At 59.3% G+C, this 25120-nt stretch carries 20 protein-coding genes and 1 pseudogene; 10 read left to right on the top strand and 11 right to left on the bottom strand.

Annotated features, from left to right (window positions below; all coding sequences use genetic code 11):
* Positions 1 to 310: 310 nt before the first annotated feature.
* Together RG836_RS18905 and RG836_RS18900 are read right to left on the bottom strand one after the other, a co-directional pair.
* Complete coding sequence (locus RG836_RS18905) at positions 311 to 781, bottom strand: MaoC family dehydratase (RefSeq protein ID WP_093099066.1); 471 nt, start codon at positions 779 to 781, stop codon at positions 311 to 313.
* A 40-nt stretch (positions 782 to 821) separates the two neighbouring features.
* Entirely contained in the window at positions 822 to 1766 is a 945-nt protein-coding gene (locus RG836_RS18900) for an alpha/beta hydrolase (RefSeq protein ID WP_310848363.1), read from the bottom strand.
* Positions 1767 to 1980: 214 nt separating this feature from the next.
* On the opposite strand from RG836_RS18900, the gene fadD2 reads away from it, so the two are divergent.
* Together fadD2 and fadD1 are read left to right on the top strand one after the other, a co-directional pair.
* Complete coding sequence (gene fadD2, locus RG836_RS18895; RefSeq protein WP_310848361.1) at positions 1981 to 3669, top strand: long-chain-fatty-acid--CoA ligase FadD2; 1689 nt, start codon at positions 1981 to 1983, stop codon at positions 3667 to 3669.
* A gap of 388 nt (positions 3670 to 4057) precedes the next feature.
* Positions 4058 to 5758 (top strand): long-chain-fatty-acid--CoA ligase FadD1, encoded by a 1701-nt coding sequence (gene fadD1, locus RG836_RS18890; protein WP_310848359.1) that lies wholly within the window; start codon positions 4058 to 4060, stop codon positions 5756 to 5758.
* Between the two features lie 267 nt (positions 5759 to 6025).
* On the opposite strand, the gene RG836_RS18885 is transcribed toward fadD1, so the two are convergent.
* The gene (locus RG836_RS18885; protein ID WP_310848357.1) at positions 6026 to 6403 is read right to left on the bottom strand and encodes a hypothetical protein; all 378 of its coding nucleotides are present in this window, start codon (positions 6401 to 6403) and stop codon (positions 6026 to 6028) included.
* Positions 6404 to 6601: 198 nt separating this feature from the next.
* On the opposite strand from RG836_RS18885, the gene RG836_RS18880 reads away from it, so the two are divergent.
* The 3 genes from RG836_RS18880 (at position 6602) to def (ending at position 8452) form a co-directional block, all read left to right on the top strand.
* Positions 6602 to 6793 carry a CsbD family protein gene (locus RG836_RS18880; RefSeq protein WP_046816634.1) on the top strand — a complete coding sequence of 64 codons (192 nt, stop codon included), beginning with the start codon at positions 6602 to 6604 and terminating at the stop codon, positions 6791 to 6793.
* A gap of 172 nt (positions 6794 to 6965) precedes the next feature.
* The gene (locus RG836_RS18875; protein ID WP_310848354.1) at positions 6966 to 7910 is read left to right on the top strand and encodes a YihY/virulence factor BrkB family protein; all 945 of its coding nucleotides are present in this window, start codon (positions 6966 to 6968) and stop codon (positions 7908 to 7910) included.
* A gap of 2 nt (positions 7911 to 7912) precedes the next feature.
* A complete protein-coding gene (gene def, locus RG836_RS18870) occupies positions 7913 to 8452 on the top strand; it encodes a peptide deformylase (RefSeq protein WP_310848352.1) in 540 nt (179 codons plus the stop codon).
* A 138-nt stretch (positions 8453 to 8590) separates the two neighbouring features.
* Here def and RG836_RS18865 read toward each other — a convergent pair whose 3' ends face one another.
* Both RG836_RS18865 and RG836_RS18860 read right to left on the bottom strand, forming a co-directional pair.
* On the bottom strand, positions 8591 to 9415 hold the full coding sequence (locus RG836_RS18865; protein WP_310848350.1) for a class I SAM-dependent methyltransferase: 825 nt from the start codon (positions 9413 to 9415) through the stop codon (positions 8591 to 8593).
* 96 nt (positions 9416 to 9511) lie between these two features.
* Positions 9512 to 9925: a GNAT family N-acetyltransferase gene (locus RG836_RS18860; protein ID WP_310848348.1), complete on the bottom strand. Its 414-nt coding sequence runs from the start codon at positions 9923 to 9925 to the stop codon at positions 9512 to 9514.
* 760 nt (positions 9926 to 10685) lie between these two features.
* Between RG836_RS18860 and RG836_RS27355 the strand changes: the two are divergent.
* Together RG836_RS27355 and RG836_RS27350 are read left to right on the top strand one after the other, a co-directional pair.
* Positions 10686 to 11462: pseudogene (locus tag RG836_RS27355) on the top strand (PAS domain-containing protein); the annotation flags it as partial.
* The gene (locus tag RG836_RS27350) at positions 11436 to 12005 is read left to right on the top strand and encodes a methyl-accepting chemotaxis protein (protein WP_409078093.1); all 570 of its coding nucleotides are present in this window, start codon (positions 11436 to 11438) and stop codon (positions 12003 to 12005) included. The pseudogene RG836_RS27355 and the gene RG836_RS27350, both read left to right, overlap by 27 nt.
* A 229-nt stretch (positions 12006 to 12234) precedes the next feature.
* Here the strand turns inward: RG836_RS27350 and RG836_RS18850 are convergent, their stop codons facing one another.
* From RG836_RS18850 to RG836_RS18840, 3 genes are all read right to left on the bottom strand, one after another.
* Complete coding sequence (locus RG836_RS18850) at positions 12235 to 12804, bottom strand: hypothetical protein (protein ID WP_310848344.1); 570 nt, start codon at positions 12802 to 12804, stop codon at positions 12235 to 12237.
* Between the two features lie 201 nt (positions 12805 to 13005).
* On the bottom strand, positions 13006 to 17370 hold the full coding sequence (locus RG836_RS18845; protein ID WP_310848342.1) for a dermonecrotic toxin domain-containing protein: 4365 nt from the start codon (positions 17368 to 17370) through the stop codon (positions 13006 to 13008).
* 274 nt (positions 17371 to 17644) lie between these two features.
* The gene (locus RG836_RS18840) at positions 17645 to 19069 is read right to left on the bottom strand and encodes an MFS transporter (protein ID WP_310848340.1); all 1425 of its coding nucleotides are present in this window, start codon (positions 19067 to 19069) and stop codon (positions 17645 to 17647) included.
* Positions 19070 to 19508: 439 nt separating this feature from the next.
* Here RG836_RS18840 and RG836_RS18835 point away from each other — a divergent pair, with 439 nt between their 5' ends.
* Complete coding sequence (locus tag RG836_RS18835; RefSeq protein ID WP_310848338.1) at positions 19509 to 19868, top strand: DUF6124 family protein; 360 nt, start codon at positions 19509 to 19511, stop codon at positions 19866 to 19868.
* 71 nt (positions 19869 to 19939) lie between these two features.
* On the opposite strand, the gene RG836_RS18830 is transcribed toward RG836_RS18835, so the two are convergent.
* The 3 genes from RG836_RS18830 to gntR all read right to left on the bottom strand — a co-directional run bounded on the left by RG836_RS18830 (position 19940) and on the right by gntR (position 22888).
* A complete protein-coding gene (locus RG836_RS18830) occupies positions 19940 to 20326 on the bottom strand; it encodes a hypothetical protein (protein ID WP_310848337.1) in 387 nt (128 codons plus the stop codon).
* The gene (locus tag RG836_RS18825; protein WP_310848335.1) at positions 20319 to 21662 is read right to left on the bottom strand and encodes a hypothetical protein; all 1344 of its coding nucleotides are present in this window, start codon (positions 21660 to 21662) and stop codon (positions 20319 to 20321) included. The genes RG836_RS18830 and RG836_RS18825 overlap by 8 nt, the downstream gene beginning before the upstream one ends.
* A gap of 194 nt (positions 21663 to 21856) precedes the next feature.
* Positions 21857 to 22888, bottom strand: coding sequence for an HTH-type transcriptional regulator GntR (gene gntR, locus RG836_RS18820; protein ID WP_310848333.1), 1032 nt, complete (start codon positions 22886 to 22888; stop codon positions 21857 to 21859).
* 216 nt (positions 22889 to 23104) lie between these two features.
* Between gntR and RG836_RS18815 the strand changes: the two genes are divergently transcribed.
* Complete coding sequence (locus RG836_RS18815; protein WP_310848331.1) at positions 23105 to 23638, top strand: gluconokinase; 534 nt, start codon at positions 23105 to 23107, stop codon at positions 23636 to 23638.
* A gap of 82 nt (positions 23639 to 23720) precedes the next feature.
* Positions 23721 to 25073 (top strand): GntP family permease, encoded by a 1353-nt coding sequence (locus RG836_RS18810; protein ID WP_310848328.1) that lies wholly within the window; start codon positions 23721 to 23723, stop codon positions 25071 to 25073.
* Positions 25074 to 25120: the final 47 nt, after the last annotated feature.

The following is a 25120-nucleotide window of genomic DNA, read 5'->3' as shown; positions in this document are numbered from 1 at the left end:
CACTAAAAAACGCCAGTCTGACTGGCGTTTTTTTTTTGCCGAATGTTTGTAAAGGTTTTTGTGGCGAGGGCGCTTGCTCCTGCTGGGCTGCGAAGCGGTCCCTGTTTCTTCAACTGTTACGGATGTGGGTCGGGAAGGGAGTCCTTCGGTCTTCGTTTTTGCTTTTGTGGCGAGGGAGCTTGCTCCCGCTGGGCTGCGCAGCGGCCCCTGTTTCTTCAGCTGATACGGATGTGGCTGGAGGAGGGAGTCCTACGGCCTCCAGCGGGAGCAAGCTCCCTCGCCACGAGATCAAAAGCCGCCAGCCCTTGGCTCAACCAATACTGATCGGCGGCAGTGTTGGCAACGTCACGGTCTGCTGCTTTCGCGGTGCGAGAATCTCGGCTTCGCCATCCACCACCAGTTCATCACGCTGGTTAAACACGCGGGTCGCGATGCGCACGCGGAATTTCGGCAGTTTTTCGAGGATCTCCAGGCGCACGGTCAAGGTGTCGCCGATCTTCACTGGCTTCTGGAAGCTCATTTGCTGGCCAATGTAGATCGTCCCCGGCCCAGGCAATTCGCAAGCGACGGCGGCGCTGATCAGTGCGCCACTGAACATCCCGTGGGCGATGCGTTCCTTGAACATGCTGGCGGCGGCGAACTCAGCGTCGAGGTGCACTGGGTTGTGGTCGCCGGACATCGCGGCGAACAACTGGATGTCGCGTTCTTCCACGGTTTTGCTGTAGCTGGCGGTCTGGCCGACTTCGAGGGCTTCGTAGGGGATGTTGGTCACTTGGGTCATGTGTCTAGGGTTCCTGTCGCAAGAGTGTGGCTGAACGGCGTTATTCAGTGCGGTGCGCCCGTGGGGTGGCCAGTGCCTGTTCGAGCCAGGCCAGCAAGTCCGCGACCACTTCATCGCGGTTGCTTTCGTTGAACAGTTCATGGCGCGCCTGCGGGTAAATCTTTAACTGCAAGTGCTGGCAACCGGCCTGGCGCAAGGCGTTGGCCAAATCGTTCAGACGCTTGCCGTCGCTCACCGGATCACATTCGCCGCCGATCACCAGCAACGGCAGGCCCGGATCGATCTGCGCGAGATTGGACGCTTTGCTGATCTGCTGCAAGCCGCCGAGCATGTCGATCCACAGTTGATTGGTGCACCGGAAGCCGCAGAGCAGGTCTTGGGCGTACAGGTCAACCTCAGACGGGTCACGGCTAAGCCAATCGAAGCGGGTGCGAACCGGTTTGAATTTATTGTTGAATGAGCCAAACGACAGCCACTCGATCAGCGCGCTACGCCCCTTGCCGCCCTGGCGCAGGCGTTCCGCGCGGGCAATCGCTCGCGCCGCGCGATACAGCGCCACCGGTTGGAAATTCGAACCGCTAAGCACCGCGCCTTGAAGGCTGGCGCTGTGGTGCAGCAGATACGCCTGGGCCAAGTAGCTGCCCATGCTATGGCCGAGCAGGATGATTGGCGTGCCGGGATGCTGTTGGCCGATGTGCTGATTGAGGCTGGCCAGATCGCCGAGCACCTTGCACCAACCATCGTCATCGGCGAAGTGGCCGAGGGTGGCGCTTTCGGCGGTTTTGCCATGTCCCCGCAGATCCGGAGCATAAACGCCGTAACCGACGGCGCAGAGGGCGGCGGCCAGTCGTTCGTATCGGCCGCTGTGCTCGGCCATGCCGTGGGCCAGCAGGATCAGCGCCCGTGCCGGAGTGTCTGGCAACCACTGGTTGACGAAGACGCGGCTGTGATCGCTCGCGGTCAGCCAGAACGTGTCGTGGATCATGGCGATTCCTTTGCTCAATGTTGCTGCACTGTATAGCGCATCCCACAAGGCACCGTCTGATCAGCCGACACCACGGCAGGAAGATTCACACGGTCTATGACGGTCTTTGGCATATTTGCCTGATTGGCCATAGCTGCTAGTGTCCCAAGAGCCCCGCTGTTCGACGCGATACAGAGGCGGGCCCGGACACGCTCAGGTAAAGAGGACAATAACAATGCAACCTGATTTCTGGAATGACAAACGCCCGGCCGGCGTGCCCCAAGACATTGACCTGGGCGCCTACAAGTCGGTGATCGAGGTGTTCGAGCGTTCCTGCAAGAAATTCGCTGACCGCCCGGCGTTCAGCAACATGGGCGTGACCCTGACCTATGCCGAGCTGGAACGGCAGAGCGCGGCATTCGCCGGCTATTTGCAAACGCACACCGACCTGGTGGCCGGCGACCGCATCGCGGTGCAGATGCCCAACGTCCTGCAGTATCCGATCGCCGTGTTCGGTGCCTTGCGCGCCGGGCTGATCGTAGTCAACACCAACCCGTTGTACACCGCGCGGGAGATGCGCCACCAGTTCAAGGATTCCGGCGCGCGGGCGCTGGTGTACCTGAACATGTTCGGGCAGAAAGTCCAGGAGGTGCTGCCCGACACCGACATCCAGTACCTGATCGAAGCGAAGATGGGCGACTTGATGCCCGCGGCCAAGGGCTGGCTGGTCAATACCCTGGTCAGCAAGGTCAAGAAAATGGTCCCGGCCTACTCACTGCCACAGGCCATTTCATTCAAGAGTGCGCTGCGGCTCGGGCGCGGCCACGGCATCAAGCCGCTGAAAGTCGGCCTCGACGACATCGCCGTGCTGCAATACACCGGTGGCACCACAGGCCTGGCCAAGGGCGCGATGCTGACCCACGGCAACCTGGTGGCCAACATGCAGCAAGTGCGCGGGTGCCTGGGGCAATTCGGCGATGACGGTCAGCCGCTGCTGCGCGAGGGCCAGGAAGTAATGATCGCGCCGCTGCCGCTGTACCACATCTATGCCTTCACAGCGAACTGCATGTGCATGATGGTCACCGGCAACTACAACGTGTTGATTACCAATCCACGGGACATCGGCGGCTTCATCAAGGAACTGAAAAACTGGCGTTTCACCTGCCTGCTGGGGCTTAACACCCTGTTCGTGGCGCTGATGGAACACCCCGAGTTCAAGACCCTGGATTTCTCCCATTTGAAAGTCACCAACTCCGGTGGCACCGCGCTGGTCAAGGCCACGGCGGAGCGCTGGGAACAGCTCACCGGTTGCCGGATCGTCGAAGGCTACGGGCTGACTGAAACGTCGCCAGTGGCCAGTACCAATCCTTACGGTTCCAAGGCGCGCCTCGGCACGGTGGGCATTCCGGTACCGGGTTCCTGGATGAAGGTCATCGACGACAATGGCGTCGAACTGGCGCTGGGCGAGCGTGGCGAGTTGTGCATCAAGGGCCCGCAAGTCATGAAGGGCTACTGGAACAAGCCCGAAGCCACCGCTGAGGTGCTGGACGCCGAGGGCTGGTTCAAAACCGGTGACATCGCGGTGATCGATGCGGATGGCTTTGTGCACATCGTCGATCGCAAGAAAGACATGATCATCGTCTCCGGCTTCAACGTGTACCCGAATGAAATCGAAGACGTGGTGATGGCGCACCCGAAGGTCGCCAACTGCGCGGTGATCGGCGTGCCGGACGAGCGTTCCGGCGAGGCGGTGAAGCTGTTTGTGGTGGCGCGGGAATCCGGCGTCAGCCTTGAAGAGCTGAAAGCCTACTGCAAGGAAAACTTCACCGCGTACAAGGTGCCGAAACACATCGTGCTGCGCGAGTCGCTGCCGATGACGCCGGTGGGCAAGATTCTGCGGCGGGAGTTGCGCGATATCGCCTGATTGTTGAATGGCCGCGCTTCACGCGGATCGCGAGCAAGCCACGCTCCCACAGATTCACTGTTGTGCACGCACTTTGTGTACGACGCGAAACCTGTGGGAGCGGGCTTGCCCGCGATGCTTTTCGGCGTACGCCAGAGCCGAGAATTCCGTGGCTTCCAAGAAGTTATAGGTTTTTTGCTCTAAAATGACTGACTGTCGTTCTTGAGTCACAAAAGTGACTATGTGGCCCGCTTTGGCTCTAGTCGACCCCCGGCAAAGCTGCTACTCTCGGCGCGCTTTGTGACTTCTCGGCGTTAAATAAAAGCCAGATTCACCATCAACACACACACACCAATAATAATCGCATCAAATGCGGTGAAGAATTCGCGTTGCTGAGGAGTGGGCTTCCATGAACGAAGACTTTTGGAAGGACAAGTACCCGACCGGGATTGCTGCCGAGATCAATCCGGACGAGTACCCAAATATTCAGGCAGTGCTGAAACAGTCCTGCCAGCGCTTCGCCAACAAACCGGCTTTCAGCAACCTCGGCAAGACACTCACCTACGGTGAGCTGTACGAACTGTCGGGTGCCTTTGCCGCCTACCTACAACAGCATACCGATTTGAAACCCGGCGATCGAATCGCCGTGCAACTGCCCAACGTCCTGCAGTACCCGGTCGCCGTGTTCGGTGCGATCCGCGCCGGGCTGATCGTGGTCAACACCAACCCGTTGTACACCGCGCGGGAAATGGAACACCAATTCAATGATTCCGGCGCCAAGGCACTGGTGTGCCTGGCCAACATGGCACACCTGGCGGAAGCCGTGCTGCCGAAAACCGGAGTCAAGCACGTCATCGTCACCGAAGTGGCCGACCTGTTGCCGCCACTCAAGCGTCTGCTGATCAACAGCGTCATCAAGTACGTGAAAAAAATGGTCCCGGCGTATCACTTGCCCAAGGCCATCAAGTTCAACGACGTACTGAGCAAAGGCCAAGGCCAACCGGTCACCGAAGCCAGCCCGGCCAGCGGCGATGTCGCCGTGCTGCAATACACCGGCGGCACCACCGGCGTGGCCAAGGGCGCGATGCTGACCCATCGCAACCTGGTCGCCAACATGCTGCAATGCAAGGCCTTGATGGGCTCCAACCTCAACGAAGGCAGCGAAATACTTATCACGCCGCTGCCGCTGTACCACATTTACGCCTTCACCTTTCACTGCATGGCGATGATGCTGATCGGCAACCACAACATCCTGATCAGCAACCCGCGCGACTTGCCGGCGATGGTCAAGGAACTGTCGAAGTGGAAGTTCAGCGGCTTCGTCGGCCTCAACACCCTGTTCGTGGCGCTGTGCAACAACGAAGCGTTCCGTAAGCTGGATTTCTCGGCGCTGAAGGTCACCTTGTCCGGCGGCATGGCCCTGCAACTGGCGGCTGCCGAGCGCTGGAAAGCTGTGACCGGTTGCGGGATCTGCGAAGGTTACGGCATGACCGAAACCAGCCCGGTGGCCACGGTCAATCCGATCCAGCACATTCAGATCGGCACCATCGGGATTCCGGTGCCGTCCACCGTGTGCAAGATCATCGACGATGCCGGTGTGGAACAACCGCTCGGCGAAATCGGCGAATTGTGTGTGAAAGGTCCGCAAGTCATGAAGGGCTATTGGCAGCGCCAGGACGCCACCGATGAAATGCTCGACAGCGAAGGCTGGCTGAAAACCGGCGACATCGCGCTGATCCAGCCGGACGGCTTCATGCGCATCGTCGATCGCAAGAAAGACATGATCCTGGTGTCGGGCTTCAACGTTTATCCCAATGAGCTGGAAGACGTGCTGGCGACTTTGCCAGGCGTGCTGCAATGCGCGGCCATCGGCGTACCGGACGAGAAATCGGGCGAGGCGATCAAGATTTTCATCGTCGCCAAACCGGGGGTGAACCTGACCAAGGATCAGGTAATGGAGCACATGCGCGCCAATGTCACTGGCTACAAAGTGCCACGCTCGGTGGAATTCCGCGACGCGCTGCCGACCACCAACGTCGGCAAGATCCTGCGCCGCGAACTGCGCGATGAAGAGCTGAAAAAGCTCAAGGCCAAACAGGCCGTCGCCTAAATCAAAAGCCCCGCGGATGCGGGGCTTTTTGTTGGGCTGTCTGTCCGCTATCGGACGTGGCTGTTGATCTTTGTGGCGAGGGAGCTTGCTCCCGCTGGGCTGCGCAGCGGCCCCAAGAAACCTCCAACAATTGGAATAGCTGGGGAGTCCTTCGGACTCCAGCGGGAGCAAGCTCCCTCGCCACAAAAAGCTGATTAGCCACAAAAGCTGACTGGCCGCAGAAGCGGACCGGGCACAAAAGCTTCCTCGCCACTAGGCGTCAGCGGTTCACTGCCTGAACGGCGCAAAATCCACGTTGGTGCCTGCCGGGCGCATGTCCTGCAGATACGAGTCCTTGTCAGCGCTCAGTTCCAGGCTCAGGGCGGCTTTGCGTTTGCCTTCGTTGCGCACTACCAGGCCTTCGAGTTTCTCCCGCAGGAACACCGTCGGCACTTTCAGATGCAGCAGTTCGTCAGTGTCCGGGGTGTGCATCAACAAGTGAATCCACTCGTATTGACCCACGGCCAGGCGTGCCACCGGAATATCGAACCACCAGATGTTGCGGTTACGGTTCAGTTCGGTGAAATGGCAATTGTTGACGCCGAGCACAGCACCGCCCAATTCCTGGTTCCTGCGGGCGATGGCCTGTTTTTTATCGAGTTTCATAACATTCCTACGGGGTTGGATCTTCAGGGTCGGAGCCTGAATGTGTGGGCATTCTCGGGGCAAAACCGGCAAACATAAAGCCTGATCTGCGGCAGGGGATCAAATGCCGTTCGGAAAATAAATGAAACTTGGCGCAAAGGCCTCCGGTCAATCATTACGTACCGACTTTCCCCGTTTCAATTGTTCAGGAGAATCACCATGGGCAGTACAGGCGATAAAGTAAAAGGCATGGCCAACGAAGCCGCCGGCAACGTCAAGCAAGGCGTCGGCAAGGCCACCGGTAACGACAAAATGCGCGCTGAAGGCGTGGTTCAGGAAAAGAAAGGTGAAGCGCAGCAAGCTGTAGGCAAAGCCAAAGACGCTGTGAAGAAAGGCGTCGACAAGGCTTGAACCGGCCGGTAACGCGTAACATGAACGGCCATCCGCGGATGGCCGTTTTTGTGTCGGCCTGAACTTGCGCACGGAAATTGTTTCCAACCCGCCAAGTAGGCTACTTTGATCAAAGAAAACGGCCCCTGAGTCGCCACGACTTCAATCCCTTTTGCGGCGAAAGGAGACGCTCATGATTTTCCCGGACATGAAAGGCCTGCCCATCCATCGCGTGATGGTGCGCACAGTCACCGAATTCATCGACGACGAAATGTCGACCTACGCGTCGGCGCTGGCCTATCAAATGCTGTTCTCGCTGTTCCCCTTCATTCTATTCCTGATCGCCCTGATCGGTTTTCTACACTTACCCGACTTCTTCTCCTGGTTGCGCCTGCAATCGGAACTGGTGCTGCCGCCCCAGGCCCTGGAACAGGTCAATCCGGTGATCGACCAGTTGCAGCAATCCAAGGGCGGTTTGCTCTCGGTGGGTATCGTGATTGCGCTGTACACCGCCTCGGCCGGCGTACGCCTGATGATGAGCGCGATGAATGCCGCCTACGATGTGGTCGAAGCGCGCCCGGTGTGGAAGCGCTTCCCGCTGTCGATTGTCTACACCATCGGCATTGCCGGGATGTTGCTGGTCGCCGCCGCGCTGATGGTGCTCGGGCCGCAAGTGATGGGCTGGATCGCCGCGCAGGTGGGGCTTGAGTACTTCATTGTGACGGTATGGACCATCGCCCGTTGGCCGGTGATCGTGGTGCTGATGATGGTGGCCGTGGCCTTGATCTATTACGTGATGCCGGACGTGAAGCAAGAATTTCGCTTCATCACGCCGGGCTCGGTGCTGGCGGTGGTGGTGTGGATCATCGCTTCGCTGGGGTTCGCGTTTTACGTCAAGACATTCGCCAACTACAACGCGATGTATGGCAGTATCGGCGCGATCATCGTGCTGTTGCTGTACTTCTATATTTCGGCGGCGGTGCTGTTGCTCGGTGCGGAAATGAATGCGGTGATCGAGCACATGTCGTCCGAAGGCAAAGACCCTGGGGAAAAAGTCCCCGGCGATAACGAACCTAAACAACACGTTTCGGGATTGGGCCGGGATCACTCGCTCAAGCCGAGCACTGACGAAGTCTGATCATGATCCGTGACATTCTGAAAATGGGCGACGAACGCCTGCTGCGCATCGCCCCGCCAGTCCCCGTCGAGATGTTCGACAGCCCCGAGTTGTGGCAACTGATCGACGACATGTTCCAGACCATGGAAAGCGTTGGCGGCGTCGGCTTGGCCGCGCCGCAGATCGGCATCGACCTGCAACTGGTGATCTTCGGTTTCGAGCACAGCGAGCGCTACCCGGACGCGGAAGCGGTACCGCAGACCATTCTGATCAACCCGCTGATCACCCCGCTCAGCCCGGAGTTGGAAGAAGGTTTCGAAGGTTGCCTATCCGTGCCGGGCTTGCGCGGCGCAGTTGATCGCTATCGGCACATCCGTTACGAAGGCTTCGACCCTAAGGGTCAGCCCATCGTCCGCACCGCGTCGGGCTTCCACGCCCGAGTGGTGCAACACGAATGCGACCACCTGATCGGCCGGCTCTACCCGTCGCGGATCACTGACTTCAGCAAGTTCGGCTTTATCGAAGTGATGTTCCCGGACATGGACCCGAATGCGGATGAGTGATCGCTAATCCCTCATTCCCCACAAAACCCTGTGCACTGGACCCTGTGGGAGCGAGCCCGCTCGCGAAAGCGCACTGTCGGGCGGGCGTGCTGGCCGACATTCGCGAGCAGGCCTGTTCCCACCTTCAAGCTCGCAACTTCAGGGCTTGATAAACCGCAACGTCATCCGATCCGACTCACCAATCGCCTGATACTTCGCCCGGTCCTTGTCCCCCAGCACTAGCGCCGGGGGCAGGGTCCAGACGCCGTCCGGGTAATCCTTAGTGTCCTTAGGGTTGGCGTTGATTTCGCTTTGCGCGTCGAGCTTGAAGCCGGCATCGGTCGCCAGCTTCACCACGTACTCGGTGGGCAGGTAGCCGCTGTGCTTGATCTCATCCAGTGACGCCCCTTGATGCGCGCGGTGATCCACCACGCCGAGCACGCCCCCCGGTTTCAATACCCTGAAAAATGCCTGGAACATCTGCGGTGCGGTGTCGGCCAGCACCCAGTTGTGCACGTTGCGGAAGGTCAGCACGGTGTCCGCCGAGCCCGCCGCGCCGAGGCTTGGGGCCTTGGGGTCGAACGGCACGATCTGCGCCTTGGCGTATTGCGACGGGCCGTCGCTGAATTTCTTCTGCAAGGTATCGGCGTTCTTGCGTGCGTAATCACTGGCGTTCGGCGCCTGAACGGCGGCGATGTACTGGCCGTGATCCCTGAGCAGCGGGGCCAGCAGTTCGCTGTACCAGCCGTTGCCCGGGGTGATTTCGATCAGCGTCTGGTTCGGCTTGAGGCCGAAGAAACTCAGCGTCTGCTGCGGATGGCGATACTGATCACGCAAAGCATTCTGCGGCACGCGCCACGAGCCGGCGAGCACTTGGGCGTATTGTTCCGGCGAGACAGCGGCGGTGGAACTGGAGGTGGCGGCCTGGCTAATTGCCGGGGCGAGCAGGGCGGTCAAGGTCAACGCAAGCAAGGCAGGTTTCATGGGGCGTCCTGAACGAATTCGAAGTCGGCCCCGAGGCTAGCACGCAGCAATCGTCCGCTGATCACACTTTATCGCAGCACGTCCTCACTAACGGTTCTAAGCGCGGGTCCAGACCATCGCCATCATCGGTTTGCTGCGCGAATAACGGAACAGCCGCTCGGCCATCGCCTGCGGCAGCTGCTGCGCTTCGCTGAAGCCGTGGCGCTGATAGAACTCGCGCAGTTCCGGGTGGCAGAACAACCACACCGTGTCCTCGACGTCCCGCAGCGCCTGGGCCATCAACCCGGCTGCCAGGCCTTGGCCGCGACAGGCCGGGTCGACGAACAGCCCGGTCAACCAATGCCCGCCCGCCACCGCGCGCAAGCTCAGCGCCGCGACAATCTCGTCGCGGCGTGCTACCCAAAGCTGGGCATCGCGCACCGCTTTCATCGACGATTGATGGCCGCGGTAGAACTTGTTCATCAGCGGATACAACGTGTCGTCGAGGCGGCTGTAGTGGGTTTCGGGCATGGTCGGGCACGGCGCGGGGATCGGGCCGGCGATTATAAAAGAACGCGGCGCCAGCGATAGGTGTATACCTGAACGCACATCCCGTATGAGTGGAGTACGTATCATGGCCAAAGGCATGGATTCAAAAAAAGCGGCAAAAAAGAAACCGGCAAAAACCGCCGATGAAAAACGTGCGGACAAGAAGGCCAAGAAGGTCGATGTGTTCGGTCACTGACAGCGTTTACCCTTGCTTCACTGAAGCCCGGTTCCGGGCTTCAGTCTCGAACATCCCAGCGATCGCTCCACCTCCCCGTAACGTCCCGCCTGCCTGCGCACCCAAGTGTGCAAGCGCCGCAGGCGTGCCAAAAACGTCCTGATTTTGTCCTGAACGGCGTAAATGCTGGCTGACTAGTGACCTTGCATCCGCAACGTTGCTGGCTATGCTCCTGTTAACTCACTCGACCGTTAGCGTTCGTCTCGGCGGGCAGGGGGAGCCGCGACCCGCAAAGGGTTCGCACGTAAGGCACCGGGCAAATCATGGATGTGGCAGCGTAAATGGAGTTACTGATGAACGTTAGGGTTGGCCCGCAGGCGGGCTATCAAGAGATGGATGTCTTGATAAGAGCGTTGCACCATGGACTCTCCGATTGAACATCATTAATCACCTGACCTAATCCTCTCTTGGAGGACTGCGTGTGCCTGGCCCATTGATCGTTGTGATAACCCCTTGAAAGACCAGGAACATTCGTCAATCAAAGACAGCGCTTAAGGTGATACGACCATGTTTAACCTACATCACAAGGCTGACCTGCTGGAAATCGAGCGCTCGTCTTGCGCGCTGGCCCAAGCCAATGCCAAATTGGCAGCAATCAGCCGTTCGATGGCGATGATTGAATTCACCCCGGACGGCATTGTGCTCGACGCCAACCCGAATTTTTGCGCGGTGATGGGCTACAGCCTTGAGGAAGTTCGCGGCAAACATCACCGCGTGTTCTGCGAAGAAGAGTTTTACCGCAGCGATGCCTACGCCAAGTTGTGGCGCGACCTGGCCCGTGGCGAACCCATCAGCGGCACCTTCCAGCGGTTGAGCAAGAGTGGCCGCGAGATCTGGCTCGAAGCCAGTTACATGCCGGTGCTGAACGCCGAACGTCAGGTGCAGAGCGTGATCAAAGTCGCCACCGACGTGACCGAGCGCATCAAAAAAGAACACGAAAACGAAAGTTCGTTGGCGGCGATTGGCCGGTCAATGGCGGTGATCGAATTCACCCCGGACGGCAACGTCATCACTGCCAATGAGAACTTCCTCAAGACCATGCACTACTCGCTCAACGAAGTGATTGGCCAGCACCACAGTATTTTTTGCCACCGCAGTGAAAGTGAGTCCGCGTCGTACAAGGCATTCTGGGCGTCACTCAACCGCGGCGAATACCATTCGCACCGTTTCGAACGTAAAGACAAGTTCGGTCATACGGTGTTTCTGGAAGCATCCTACAACCCGCTGTTCGACGCCAAAGGGCGGCTGTACAAAGTGGTGAAGTTCGCCAGCGATATCACCCAGCAAGTCACCACCCTGCAGACTGCCGCCGAATCGGCCCATAGCACTTCGGTGCAGAACGACGTCTGCGCCCGCAAAGGGTCGCAGGTAGTGCAACAGACCGTGCAGATCATCCAGGACATTTCCCGCGACCTCAACGAAGCGGCATTGAGCATCGATGCGGTGAGCAAACAGTCAGACATCATTGGCACCATCGTCCAGACCATTCGCGGTATTGCCGATCAGACCAACCTGCTGGCGCTTAACGCCGCGATCGAGGCCGCGCGGGCCGGTGAGCATGGTCGCGGATTTGCCGTGGTCGCCGACGAAGTGCGCAGCCTCGCGGCCCGCACCAGCCAGGCGACGCTGGAGATCGTCGAGGTGGTGCGCAAAAACCACGACTTGTCCCTGAGCGCGGTCACCAGCATGCAGTCCAGCCTGAGCCGAACCGGGTTGGGCGTGGAACTGGCGAACGAGGCGGGAGAGGTGATCCTGGAAATCCAGCAAGGCTCGCGGCATGTGGTGGATGCGATCAGCCAGTTCAACTCGACGTTGCAATTGAACTGACCACACTTGTTCGAAGTTGAACGGATCACGCTTTTTGAGTTGAGCTGATCCGCTACTTGTGTGGAGTTGAACAGATCACGCTGCTTTGGAGTTGAACAGATCAAGCTTTTTGTGGCGAGGGAGCTTGCTCCCGCTGGGTTGCGTAGCAACCCCACCATCATTGGGTGAGTGCTGCGCACTCAAGCGGGAGCAAGCTCCCTCGCCACAGGGTTTTTCAGTGACTGCTCGATCAAAGCGATGCCAGCAACTTATCGACCACTGGCTGGCTGCCTGTCTTCTCGCGTTGCTCCTGCTCTTTCTCGGCCTGGGCCATTTTCATTTTGTCCTCGACCCGCTGGGCGATTTCCTGGGCCAATGCCTGTTGCTGCTCAGGCGGCATGGCTTCGACTTCTTCCTCGGTCAGGCCCATTTCCTTGAGGATGCTGTCGCGGTAACGCTCCTCCGGGGTTTTGCTCATGTAGGCCTTGAACTCGTCCGCGCCGCTCATGGCGGAGCCCTTGGCCGACTTTGCGCTCGCCGATTCAGCGGCGGACAGTTGCACGCGGGTCTTGGCGAACGCCTCGTCGATGTTGTCGCTGATTTTGGCGGCGGCGTTCACCGCCTGGGTAGTCTCGGCGACTTCGGAGGCCTGCACCTGGCCACTGCCTTGCGCGCTCTGGCTCTGAATCTGGTTCTGCAGGGCAGTCGCCAGCAGACCCTGGGCGCCGCCCTGGAGGCCGGCCGCGGCGTCGGTGGTGGGATCGTCGCCGACCCGCTTGGGTGGCAGGGTGATGTGAAGTTGTTTGGCACTGACCAACATGATGAATAAACCTGTAGGTGATTGCGGTGAAGCAGGTAGAGCAAGTTGCGTGCCTATGCCGCCAAGTCCCGTATTTGTTGGGTTCGGCCACGGCAAAAAGCCGCGCGGTTGCCGACCGACGGTCAACTGTTGCCGCTTGCGGCCAACGGCAGGGCGCCGCGCAGGTCGCGCCTCTGGCTGGTTGCCGCTCTGGCGCTGCAATTATTCGTTTACCGTTTTCGCAGCCGGCAGGCCCACCTGATTCTGCCCGTCGATAAACGTCTGCAACGCTGCTTTGTAATGACGGTAAGCGCTAATCCTGTTTTCGATGACTGCCGTCGGCAGTCGCTGAAACGAAATCGGCACCGCCCCAGGCGTCGCATAGGTTTGCCCCGGTGTGCGCAGCGACGTCCAGACGTTGTAACTGAGTTTGTTGAGCCGGATCAGGCGCAGGATCGAATCATCGCTACCCCTGATCGGCAGCGGCGCCGGCCCGGCTGGTTGTTGGCGAATGAAGGCGAACTCGGCTTGCGGTGCGCCCGCTGGGAGGGTCAGGATCGGCTCGGCGTGGTAGCTGAACACCGCCTCAGACGCCAGGTGAGCCGCCGGGAATTCCGGCCAGGGGTCGGCAACCACCAGAGAGTCGGGGGCACCCAGGTCATTGCCGATCAGTACAAACTGATGATCGAAATCACGAGCAGCGACGATATGGACATCCACCGGTCGCGCTTCGGCCGCGAGCAACGCGAAGGTTACCTTGGAGTTTTCCGAGCAGTTGCCACCGCGAATCTGCAGCGCTCTGCTCACGGCTTCAGCGGTACTCAATTGCGCTTTCGGCTGGCCGGTCAGCGGGTCTATTTCGCGCAAAGCCTTGAGTTTTTGAATTGCCGAACTGCCTTTCTCCCAAATGCTGGGCAGTTGATTGCCCGACAGCGGAATCAGCTCTTTGGCGCGGACAATCGCCCGCTGAGCCATTTGCAGATGGGCGAGAATCTCCGGCGATACGGTGACAGGCGCCGGCAGTGCGTCATGGGGCAGGTATCGATGCAACTCATCCAGAGGCGTGATTTCCGGTAACTGATCCTCTCGCTGGGCCCGTTGCAGTGCCAGGTATTCGTCGCCCCGCCCGGTCTGCTCGAAGTTGCGCGCCATGCTCGCCAAGTCGCGTTCACTGTCACTCAGGGGCACCAGACCTTCCTCGGTAAACAGGCGGGCGAGGAGTGCGTTGAATGGCGCTTCATCCATCAGTTTTTTCAGCTCCGGCAACGCTTCGATGCTGCTCACCACGCGCTGATGGGCGGCACCATCGCCGGCGGTATTGGCGTCAAAGAAGGCTTGCCAGAGCTGGTTGAAACACTCCTCGGGGTAAGCGTCGTCATGCATCAGCTTGAGCCCTCGCAAGTAGCTGAATTGCTCGTGCTGCGGGCTGTCCGACTGGAAGGCTGGCTGGACCAGATCGACATCGTTCTCGGCGATTCTCAGCAATTGGGCCACTTCGTCGTCGCCCGTGGGCGCACCGCCGCGCAAACGCATGACGCTCGGATCGAACCGAATGGGGCGGGGAGTGGTGAGGTCAGTCAGCACCCTGGTCAGTCGATAGGGTGGCAGGGTGTTGTTTCGCACGGCGTCTGCGAGTTGCTCGCCGTCACGGATGCCCAGCGTCGTCAGTTGGTCTTCGCTCAGCGCCTGCACCACTGCCGAATAAAGGTCGGTGGCGCTGTGCAGGCGCTTGCCTTGTGCATCATGCAGTTCGAAGGTGCCATCTTCGCGGGCGACCAACATTCGCTGGTGCATGGCGTCGGCCGGGCCAATGCTGTCTTGCACCGCACCCGCGGCTTCGAACTGCCTGACCTGAATCAGCACATCGGTTGGCCAGCCCCTGAGGTGGGCGGCGGTGTGAAGGATCAGTTTGTCAGTGTCCGGGTTTTCCACCGAGCGCAGGTACAGCCCTTCGTACATGCGTGACAGCCGCACTTCCCGGCGTGCATGCTCGGCGAGGCCTTTGAGTCGTGCAGGCAGACGACCCAGCGCCAGTTCACTGAACTCCACGGGGCTGGCAAGGGACAGCAGTTCGCGGGCCACGGCCACCGGTAAGCCGGGAACCTGGTCCATGAGGTTTTGCACCGGCACGGCGGCGCGGCTGCCGAGTGTGCGGTAGCGCGACTCGAACAGCGACAGTCGTTGCCGAATCGCCAGTCGCCGCAGTTCAGCTCGCAAGCGGTTGGCATTGGTGTGTAGGTCGCCCACTGCGCCGCCCAGTTCGGTTTCCATCAAGTGCTTGAGTTCGCGGTTATCGAGATGGCTCAGCAAGGTTTCCAGCAATGTGCTGTTGTCGACACCCTGGCTGATGCGCACGGGGGCTGCGGCGCCGCTGCCGGTCTGCCAGACAATCTCGCCGTCGGCGGCGACCAATTGCAGCGGTTTGTCGCTCGGCCACAGGCCGTTGTCGGCCAGCAACTGCAGTTGCAGGGCGACATCGGCGCTGCTGTGCAGTGCGAGCCGCGATGGGGCGAGGCGGTCGATAAACGTTTGCAGTTCGCGATCAATCTTGAAGCGTGCCAAGGTGTCATCCAGCAACGGCAATGCGCGCTCACGACCCACGTACATCTGCCGAATCGCTGCGATGTCGGTCCGGCTGACCTTGCGGATGTCGCTGAACGAATCAGCAAGGGAATCCGCCGACGCTCCCAGCCGTTTCATTAACGTATCGTCATCCCACACTTGCGGCTGCTCACCTTCAATGACAAACGCGCCGGCACCATTGCTGTGGACCTTCGGTCGGTAGGCGTCTGCTCGCGTCGGGTGCTTGAGGCGGTGAGTGCCATTGCGGTCCTGCTCCAGTTCGAAGCGATGCGAATCGGTTCGCAGGATGCGCCGGCCCTGATGCAACGCGAGGCCGTGTTCATCGAGTGGCGCGTCGGCGGGCGGGTTCAGGTCTTTACGAGCGTAGGGTTCAAGGTCGGGGTGCCATAGGCGTTGGCGGCCATCGACCAAAGTGACCTGGCGAGTATTTTCAATGAAGGGCGACAGTCGGGACCAGGCCAGTTGCCCTAGCTGCATCCCGGCGCCAAACGTACCGAATTGAATCAGGCTTTCGGTGAAGTCGATCAGGTAATTGGCGCCTTCGAGGTACAAACCTTCAGCCAGGTCGACCACGCCTTCCACCAGCTCGCTGACCATGTGGTACGCGGTATAGGCCAGCATCAATTCGCCTAACAACGGCACGAACGGCGTCACCACCAACAGCGCCACGTTGACGACCTCGGACAGCATCTTCTCCAGGTTATCGATCCACGCCCAGCGCTCGCGCCGGTCCGCGTCCGCGGTGGATACGGCAATTTCCCGAGCATCGTTGAAAATCTTGTTCAACTGCTGTTCGTAAAGATAGCGCCACAGATCACCGTGATAGCGATGCTGGATGTCGTCCTCGAACGCCAGTGCGCCGAAGTGCAGGCGAGGATTGGCTACATCGGTGTCACGCCAATTCGGCAGATCAACCCCTTTGACCGTGGGATGCCAAGTGGTTTGCACCAAGTGGCTGTTGAGGCCGGAGCAAAGTGCTCCCCGCTGCTGATGTGCGACGAAGCGGATGAAAAATTGCAAGTAGGTCATTCGGCCGCTTGGCTCGGTTGTGGAGCGCCGCAACTGGCGAGTCAGTTCGTCAGCGAACAGTTTGCCAGAGGCGTATTCCTTGAGCGGATGCTCGGGGTCATGGGGCACGTAGGCGATGACTCGACCCTGATGTCCCGACGTGTCCAGGTCACCGGCGATCAGCACGATGCCGCTGAGTTGAATATTCATGATGCTCAGGTGGTGATAGTGGACGGGGCGACCATCGAAACGCAGGTCCTTGCGGTCCTCAAGCATGCCGGCCACCACGCGGTAACCGTCGAGCCCGATGTCTTTTTTCATCAGCGCCAATTGCGCCGCCAGGTACAGAGCGTCTTTCTGACTCTGGATGATCTGGTGTTGAGTAAAGCGCCTGACCATCGGATCGACAGGACGCAAGAACTCCTGCAGATGCCGATGATAACGGGCGCCAATATCAAGTTCCCGACACAGGGTTTTGAACTGGGTGATGGTTATGTGGCGCCCGATAATAGATACATTGAAGTGCCCGGCATTATTGGGACGAGTAATGAATTCAGAGTCCGGCAGTAATGTTTCTGATTGTTGAAAGTTGTGCAAGGCAGCGTCCAGTAAGGACACAGTTCTTGCTCGACTGCCTTGGGTAATGGTTGAGGTGCGGCTGTACAGTCGAACGTAGACCTCCCTCACGTCGACGTCTAATTGATATTGTTTTTTCAACGCCTTCTTCAACAGTGGTTCGGCAAAGTCAGCAATGTTTTGCACAGTGCTCAACATGCGGTCGACTGTATTCTGCGAGCGCCAACTGTTACCCAGGGCGCTGGCCGTGCGCTGGTGCTCGGCGTCCGTGGCCTGGCGAATCCAGGGCTCAACGCCAAGTGTCGAGGCCTTCAGCGCACTGGCTCTCTGGGCCGAGGTCGTGGTCAGCCAGTCGGGCAGGGCACTTTCAATGAATTCGTGGTGAATGCTGGAGGAAGGTTTATTCGTCAGGCTGTTCATTAATGGGGTCTGGTTAATAAGTGAAAAACTGATAATGGCCGACGCCTGAAGTTAAAAGTAATTGGTGTGGTTACTTGATGGTGATGCAGGCGTCGCAAGTCGCTCTTTGATTTAAATGAGCGTAGCGCAGCCATTTGGATTTACATGAAGTACGATTCGCTGAACTTCGTGGGCGGAGACTTCACGCTGTGTAGGAATAATTAACCTGTATACGTCAGACATAAAAAAGGCCACGGTGAACAACCGTGGCCTTGCCATTAGCGCTCGCTATTCGTCATCGATGAGCAATGTTCTCCAACGCCAGATTGCGCGTGCGCGGCCCGAACCACCCGATGGTCAGCATCACGATCAACATGCTGCTGACGATGAATGCCAATACCCCTGGCGTGCCGAAGTGCTCGAGGAAAATCCCGATCAGCAGGCTGCTGAAGACGGTCGACAAGCGACTGAACGAATAGCAGAAACCTACCGCTCGGGCGCGGATGTTGGTGGGGAACAACTCACTTTGATACGAGTGATAACTGAAGCTCAGCCAGGCGTTGCAGAAGGTGATCATCACGCCGCAGAAGATCAGGCCGAAGGCGCTGGTCTGGAAGGCGAACAGGCTGCCGAAGGTCATGGCGCCGAGGGCCGAGCCGACGATCTGCCACTTGTTTTCAAAGCGATTGGCAAACTTGACGAACAACAACGGCCCCAGTGGATAGGCGAGGGTGATGACAAACGCGTACGCCAGGCTGTGGGTCACGCTGACGCCCTGGCCGGACAACAGCGCCGGCAGCCAGTTGCCGAAACCGAAGAAGCCGATGGCCTGGAACACATGAAACACAATCAGCATCAAAGCCCGGCGGCGGTACGGCGGTTGCCAGATGTCTGCAAAACGCCCGCGACCCTGCACATCGACCGCTTCCGGTTCCGGCGTGTCCAGTGGCTGGCCATGGTCCTTCACGCAGCGCGCTTCGATGTCGTCGAGAATCCGTCCGGCCTCATCGAACCGGCCCTGTTGCGCCAGCCAGCGCGGCGATTCCGGCAAGCGCGAACGCAGCCACCAGATAAACAGCGCAAACACTGCGCTGGCCAACACCACCCAACGCCAGCCGGACACCCCAAACGGTGCTTGCGGCACCAGCCACCACGACATCAGCGCCACTGCTGGCACCGAGAGAAACTGCACGAAGAAGGCAAAGGCAAACGCCGAACTGCGCATGCGTTTGGGCACCAGTTCCGAGAGGTAGGCGTCGATGGTCACCAGTTCGATGCCCAGGCCGATGCCGACCAGAAAACGCATGCCGATGATGCCCAACGCGGAGCTCTGCAAACCCATCAGCACCGTGGCGATGGTGTACCAGATCAGCGCGAAGGTGAAGATCGCGCGGCGGCCGAAGCGGTCGGCCAAGGGGCTGAGCACGCTGGCGCCGAGAAACAGGCCCAGGAAGGTCGCCGAGGCGAACGCGGCCTGATCGGAGAAACCGAACACGCCGGCGCTACCGGTGGCGAAAATCCCGTCACGGATCAGGCCGGGGCTGATGTAAGCGGTCTGGAACAAGTCATACAGCTCGAAAAACCCACCAATCGACAGCAGCGCCACCAATTTCCACAACGTGGCAACGGCGGGCAGGCGATCGATTCTGGCGGACACTTCAGCGGCACGCAGCGGATCGATTCCGTCCTGTTGCGCGTAGGAAAGGGAGACAGAGGTCATGGGCGTTTTCCGAATTTTTATTGGCGCAGAAGCTTAGCCTGCTATCGGAAACTATTGTTTACAAATTTGCCTAATCGGTCGTACCGCGTACTCGAAAGCTGTGGTGGTCGGCGGATCGATGTTTAACGACTGGCTGATTTGACTGACTCTTCCCACAAGCTTTTCAGGTTGTCCGTCGGAAGTGGTCTCTTTAACCTGATTTCGTCGCTGCAAATTCAGCGACCAGGATTGGAAACCCTGACGAGCAAACGGCGCCAAAGCGCCCTTCATAACGTATCCTTGCGCGCTTTACTGTGTGCACTCCGTTATGGCGGCTGTGCGCGGGAGACCTTCGGGTCAACCGGGTTGCCGTTGCCCGGGTTTCCAGCCTGCGTACAGCTGCCACCCATTCGTTCGGAAACCGATTGGGCCAGCTTCATACCATCAGCGGAGAGTCACCATGTTCAAAGCCACACCAAACCCCCCGGAAACCGACGACGTTTCCCCCTACACCGATCCACACTCGAAGACTTTCAACGACGCCGCCAACCGCGCCCTGGATCATTACCTCAACCCGCCGGACGACAAACCCACGGCCAAACGCCTCAGCACGATGTTCATCATCGCGCCCGACGTCGACAACGAAAGCCTCCTGGCCCACGCCTGCGAAACCCTGGCCTCGGCCAACGTCATGGCCAGCGACCTCGCCTTCGACCTGGACGGCCCCACCCGCAGCACCGCGCTGGCCATCCAGCAGATGGTCTCACTGGCCGAACTGGCGGTGAATCGCATGCTGGATAACGTTGAGAGGGTGGGCTGATCACATCATCGTTAAATGAGAGCCGCCCGCTCCCGGCCGCTATTGGTTGCGCGACGGGAGCGGGCACTCTTTCAATAAAAACTTTCGTAGTTACCCCAACTCCACACTGCGATCAGACCCAGCAGTACGCCTGCATTCACTCGAGGCGGCAGCTCAATCAAGAGCCGCAAGCGCTTTGGAAAACGCCTGACGTCATCCCGCGCTTGGGCATCGAGTTGTGGGCGTATCGAGCTGTTGTCTCGCAGCAAAGCCCTGACGTTACCGAGCCTGACGTTGCGACCGTAAAAGCCATTACCGGCAGTCCGCTGCCCGCTCGCTATCAAGAAACAGTCTTGGAAGTACGCTTCTATTTCCTGCAGTTTGAAAAAACGCACGTACAGCATCACGGCAAAATTGAGGAAGCCCGTTGCAAACAAAAAGCACACAACTGACGCGTACAACAGCTTGATATCAATCATGGACGACGGTTTCGTAAATTATTTCAGTCGTTAGTTCAGCGGTCTTCGAACCGACATTCCCGCCAAGCGAGGCGGCGGCGCCGCTCAACACCAGCACGCATAACACGCCGCCAATTGGCCGGCGTTTTAGTGCAAGGTTTGCGCAGTACTCCATTGTGATCGGGGCCGCGGACACACCGGCAATTGCAGATCCGCCCACATTGCCGGCCAGTTTTGCGCCTTCTATGAACTTAACCTTTTGACATTCTGCTTCCGTGCCGGAACGGCAAACCTCGCTGATACGCATGCCCGATGCACCGGTCGCCAGACCAATACCGATGTATCCCCCTGTCTGCATAAACTTCGCCGCACGCGCCACACCCGCAATATTTGTCGCGTATCCCGGTAACTGCGTGGGTGCTCCGGCCTTGCTCCAATGATGAAGTGTTCTTCGAGTCGATAAGCCGAGCGCGCGTTTCAGTTTTGGGTGATCCGCGAGGCCCGTGCCTTTGCGTATAAACGGTCCGAGGCTGGCATCGAGCTTGGCCATGAGCGGTTTGCGCTGGGCCAGAAATTCTTGTGAGTGTAAGTGCCCATATTTGCGGAACTGTTCCTGGTGCAATGCCTCAAGGCTTTTCAGTCCGTTCTTCAAACTTTCTAAGTGTTGCCCCACCATGAAAGAAGCAACGCCCAGTGAGCCTGCGGAAATTTCCAGAAACGGCTCAATGAGCTCGTGATTTTCCACCAGAAACGCGGCTTCCTCCTCAGTCAAATCCCTTAGCGCCTCATCCACTTTTTGCGCTGCGGCCATCATTTGCGCCTCTTCACGCCGACACAGGTAATGCCGCGAATCACTGAAGATCACCATTTGTCCCGGCTTTACTCGCTCACCCAAATGCCGATTCAGCGAACGAAACTCTTTGCGTAGCGCGTCGCTGAGTGACTTTTCGTAGAGTGCACGTTCCAGAGCATCGAGGCTCATGGCTTGCTGAACGATATGGAATCCCGATTCGACGGGTTTAGGCACCGTAAAGGCGTGTTCTTCTACGAGATGTTGCGCGGGCGCAGGTTCGGGTTTGGGATTGAAAGAGTTCCACGAAGCACCGCCGCTGTCCTTTACGGCTTTGGGCCGAACCATGACCCAGTCGCCGCGACTCACTGCATCAATGAGTTTCTGCTGGTTGGCTGCCCGCATGTAGTTCGAATGGTTGATGCCAAACGCGTTGAGGAAGTCGTCGAACCCTTGCAAGTCATAGGGGTAGTTAAATGCCTGACGCAGGTCATAGACGGCTTGGTCCGGATCGATGATCTGGTCTGAGCCAATGGCGAGTTCATGATGGGGGATGAGTCGAGTCATGCCGCAGTCCACTCCTTGAAAAGAAAGGGACTGTGGCGATCAGCGTCGCTGATTTATGTCGGAGAATTCGCTGGTGAAAGTAGGCATGGTCTGAATCGATGGCGTACTCGACTCACTGAAGACATCTCGAGCCAGAAGCTGCAACACGCCCGTCGAGGGGTTTTCACGCGGGTTCGCTGGAGCGCTCTCGGGTGTCACGTACTCTCCCGCACCCTCAACTCAAACCCCATGTCCTGCACCGGTTTGGCCACGGTGTTGCCGGCCATTAAGGTGAGCATTTGCTCGGCGGCGCGGCGGCCGATGGCTTCGCGGGGGGTGTTGATGCTGCTGAGGCGCGGGACCATGTGCGCGGACATGGGCAGGTCGTTGAAGCCGAGGATCGCCACTTGTTCAGGGATCTTGATGCCGCAACGCATGGCTTCGAGCAGGGCGCCCTGGGCGAGATCGTCGTTGCCGAAGAAGATCGCGTCGACTTCGGGATGGCTGGCCATCAACTGGAGGAACAGTTCGCCGCCAAGGCCCACCGAAGAGGCGCGCGGGGTGAGGATTTCCAGGTCGGGGTTGTAGCGCCCGGCCTTTTGCAGGGCGCGGCGGAAACCTTCGCCGCGTAGCAAGGTGCGCTGGTCCAGTTGCGCGCCGATGTAGGCCAGATGCACACGACCGCGCGACAGCAAGTGCTCGGCGGCGGTTTCCCCCGCGCTCAGTTGCGAGAAACCGACGCAGTTGACGCCGGCGTTGGCGTCCAGCTCCATCATGTACACGCAGGGGATGTTGCTGGTCTCGATCATGCGTCGCGAACTTTCGGTGCGATCAAAACCGGTCAGCAGCAGACCGCGCGGCTGGTAGGCCATGTAGTTGCGAAGCAGGTTTTCTTCTTCGTCGCGGGAATAGTGGAAGTTGCCGATCAGCACTTCGAAGCCCTTGGGCCGCAGTACTTGATGGATGGCTTCGAGCGTGTCGATAAACAGCAAGTTGGAGAGCGACGGCACCAGTACCACCACCGAATGGCTCTGGGCCGAAGCCAGGGCGCGGGCGGCGGGGTTGACCACGTAGTTCAGCTCCAGCGCAGCTTTCTGGACTTTTTCCACCAGTTCGGTGGCCACGGTGCTGACGCCACGCAAGGCGCGGGAGGCGGTAATCGGGCTGACGCCGGCCAGGCGTGCGACTTCGTTGAGGGTAGGGCGGCCAGTGGTGCGCGGATTCTTATCGTTTTTAGGGGAGGTCATCGGGCGGCTTGCCAAACAAAAAACAAGGCACTAAGGTAGCGCTGTCTCGATGCAGCTGCAAATGCGTGAGCGGGGGTTTGCCTGATCCCTGCTTTTTGGCGTTGGGAACGAACATGCTGCAACCCACAAAAATGACAAGAAGGCGTCGGCAACTTCTGCTTTTGCATCGGTGTCACAAACTGCAAAGGTAGCGCTGTCTGCGCGCTGAGGTGTTACATGACAGATTCCATCACCGCCCTAGTCATCATGGGCGTGGCCGGTTGCGGCAAAACCTGCGTCAGCCAGGCTCTCTGCGAGCTGAGCGGCGCCACCGCCATTGAAGGCGACACTTTCCATCCCGCCGCCAATATCGAAAAGATGAGCGCGGGCATCCCCCTTAACGACGAAGACCGCGCTGGCTGGCTCGACAGCCTGTGCGACGAATTGCGTCGCGTCGACGCCGAGGGCCACCGCCCGGTGCTGACCTGTTCGGCGCTCAAGCACAGTTACCGCGAACGCCTGCGCAGTGCCTTGCCGGGCTTGGGTTTTGTGTTCCTAGAGCTGACCCCGGAAGTCGCCGCCGAGCGCGTCGCCCACCGTCCCGGGCACTTCATGCCGTCGACCTTGATCGACAGCCAGTTCGCCACCCTGGAATCGCCGGTCGGCGAACCGCTGACGTTGGCGCTCGACGCGTCCAATCACGGCGTCGATGAGCTGGCCAAGCAGGCGCACGATTGGTGGCGTGACCACGGCCTGGTCAAGGTCGTATGAATTTTGCTGTAACAGATAGCGCTGTCCTTCGACGTGTGAATAACCCGCTTTAATAACAACAACAAACCAGGAGACACCCCTAATGTTTGGCATGTCCCACGAGACGTTCCTGCTGCTCGATGCAGTGGTCACGGTGATCGGGCTGATTGTCCTGATTACCAAGTTCAAGTTTCACCCCTTTATCGCCCTGATCATCGCCGCCGCGTTCCTCGGCCTGACCTCAGGCATGCCAATCGGCACGATCATCAAGGCGTTCCAGGACGGCTTCGGTGGGGTGCTCGGGTTTGTCGGCATCATCCTCGCGCTGGGCACCATGCTCGGCAAAATGATGGCCGAATCCGGCGGTGCCGATCAGATCGCGCAGACCCTGATCCGCGCGTTCGGCAAGGCTAAAGTGCAGTGGGCGATGATGTTCGCCGCGTTCCTGGTGGGCATTCCGCTGTTCTTCGAAATCGGCTTTGTGCTGCTGATTCCGTTGGTGTTCATCGTCGCGCGCCGCACCGGCGTGTCGATCATCAAGATCGGTATCCCGTTGCTGGCCGGTCTGTCCGCGGTGCATGGCCTGGTGCCGCCGCATCCGGGGCCGCTGCTGGCGATCGGCGTGTTCGGTGCCGACATCGGCAAGACCATTCTCTACGGCCTGATCGTCGCGCTGCCGACCGCCATTATTGCCGGTCCGATCTACGGCACGTGGATCGCCAAATACATCCCCGGCCATCCGAATCAGGAACTGGTGGATCAACTGGCCCGCGAACCGGATGCCAAGGAACTGCCGAGCTTCAGCATCACCCTGATCACTGTGCTGCTGCCGGTGTTCCTGATGCTGCTGAAAACCTTCGCTGACGTGGTGCTGCCGGACGGCAACTTCTTCCGTGCCTTCATGGACCTGATCGGCCACCCGATCTCGGCGCTGCTGCTGGCGTTGCTGCTGTCGCTGTACACCTTCGGCCATCGCCAAGGCATCGGTTCCAACCAGATTTTGAAACTGCTCGACGCCAGCCTGGCGCCGACTGCCGCGATCATTTTGATCATCGGTGCCGGTGGTGGCTTCAAGCAGATGCTGGTCACCAGCGGCGTGGGTGACGTGATCGGCCACATGGCGGTGAACGCACAGATCTCGCCGATCCTGCTGGCGTGGCTGGTGGCGGCGGTGATTCGCATCGCCACCGGTTCGGCGACCGTGGCGACCATTACCGGTGCCGGTATCGTGGTGCCGGTGGTGGGGATGATCCCGGGCGTCAACCGTGAGCTGCTGGTGCTGGCCACCGGTGCCGGTTCGCTGATCCTGTCCCACGTGAACGACGCCGGTTTCTGGCTGGTGAAGCAGTACTTCAACATGACCGTGGCGGAAACCTTCAAGACCTGGACCGCGATGGAAACCATCCTCTCGGTGGTGGGCCTGGGCTTTATTTTGCTGCTGTCGTTGTTCGTCTAAGCGACACCGGGCAGGCACAAAAAAACCGCAGCGATGCGGTTTTTTTG

The organism is Pseudomonas rhizozeae (assembly GCF_031583775.1).
Taxonomy (GTDB): Bacteria; Pseudomonadota; Gammaproteobacteria; order Pseudomonadales; family Pseudomonadaceae; genus Aquipseudomonas.
Note: the sequence above shows the minus strand (reverse complement) of the source record. Positions and strands in the feature narration are given on the sequence as shown.

Coding starts and splice junctions, on each gene's coding strand:
- RG836_RS18905 (WP_093099066.1), bottom strand. CDS start 781: ATGACCCAAGTGACCAACATCCCCTACGAAGCCCTCGAAGTCGGCCAG.
- RG836_RS18900 (WP_310848363.1), bottom strand. CDS start 1,766: ATGATCCACGACACGTTCTGGCTGACCGCGAGCGATCACAGCCGCGTC.
- fadD2 (WP_310848361.1), top strand. CDS start 1,981: ATGCAACCTGATTTCTGGAATGACAAACGCCCGGCCGGCGTGCCCCAA.
- fadD1 (WP_310848359.1), top strand. CDS start 4,058: ATGAACGAAGACTTTTGGAAGGACAAGTACCCGACCGGGATTGCTGCC.
- RG836_RS18885 (WP_310848357.1), bottom strand. CDS start 6,403: ATGAAACTCGATAAAAAACAGGCCATCGCCCGCAGGAACCAGGAATTG.
- RG836_RS18880 (WP_046816634.1), top strand. CDS start 6,602: ATGGGCAGTACAGGCGATAAAGTAAAAGGCATGGCCAACGAAGCCGCC.
- RG836_RS18875 (WP_310848354.1), top strand. CDS start 6,966: ATGATTTTCCCGGACATGAAAGGCCTGCCCATCCATCGCGTGATGGTG.
- def (WP_310848352.1), top strand. CDS start 7,913: ATGATCCGTGACATTCTGAAAATGGGCGACGAACGCCTGCTGCGCATC.
- RG836_RS18865 (WP_310848350.1), bottom strand. CDS start 9,415: ATGAAACCTGCCTTGCTTGCGTTGACCTTGACCGCCCTGCTCGCCCCG.
- RG836_RS18860 (WP_310848348.1), bottom strand. CDS start 9,925: ATGCCCGAAACCCACTACAGCCGCCTCGACGACACGTTGTATCCGCTG.
- RG836_RS18850 (WP_310848344.1), bottom strand. CDS start 12,804: ATGTTGGTCAGTGCCAAACAACTTCACATCACCCTGCCACCCAAGCGG.
- RG836_RS18845 (WP_310848342.1), bottom strand. CDS start 17,370: ATGAACAGCCTGACGAATAAACCTTCCTCCAGCATTCACCACGAATTC.
- RG836_RS18840 (WP_310848340.1), bottom strand. CDS start 19,069: ATGACCTCTGTCTCCCTTTCCTACGCGCAACAGGACGGAATCGATCCG.
- RG836_RS18835 (WP_310848338.1), top strand. CDS start 19,509: ATGTTCAAAGCCACACCAAACCCCCCGGAAACCGACGACGTTTCCCCC.
- RG836_RS18830 (WP_310848337.1), bottom strand. CDS start 20,326: ATGATTGATATCAAGCTGTTGTACGCGTCAGTTGTGTGCTTTTTGTTT.
- RG836_RS18825 (WP_310848335.1), bottom strand. CDS start 21,662: ATGACTCGACTCATCCCCCATCATGAACTCGCCATTGGCTCAGACCAG.
- gntR (WP_310848333.1), bottom strand. CDS start 22,888: ATGACCTCCCCTAAAAACGATAAGAATCCGCGCACCACTGGCCGCCCT.
- RG836_RS18815 (WP_310848331.1), top strand. CDS start 23,105: ATGACAGATTCCATCACCGCCCTAGTCATCATGGGCGTGGCCGGTTGC.
- RG836_RS18810 (WP_310848328.1), top strand. CDS start 23,721: ATGTTTGGCATGTCCCACGAGACGTTCCTGCTGCTCGATGCAGTGGTC.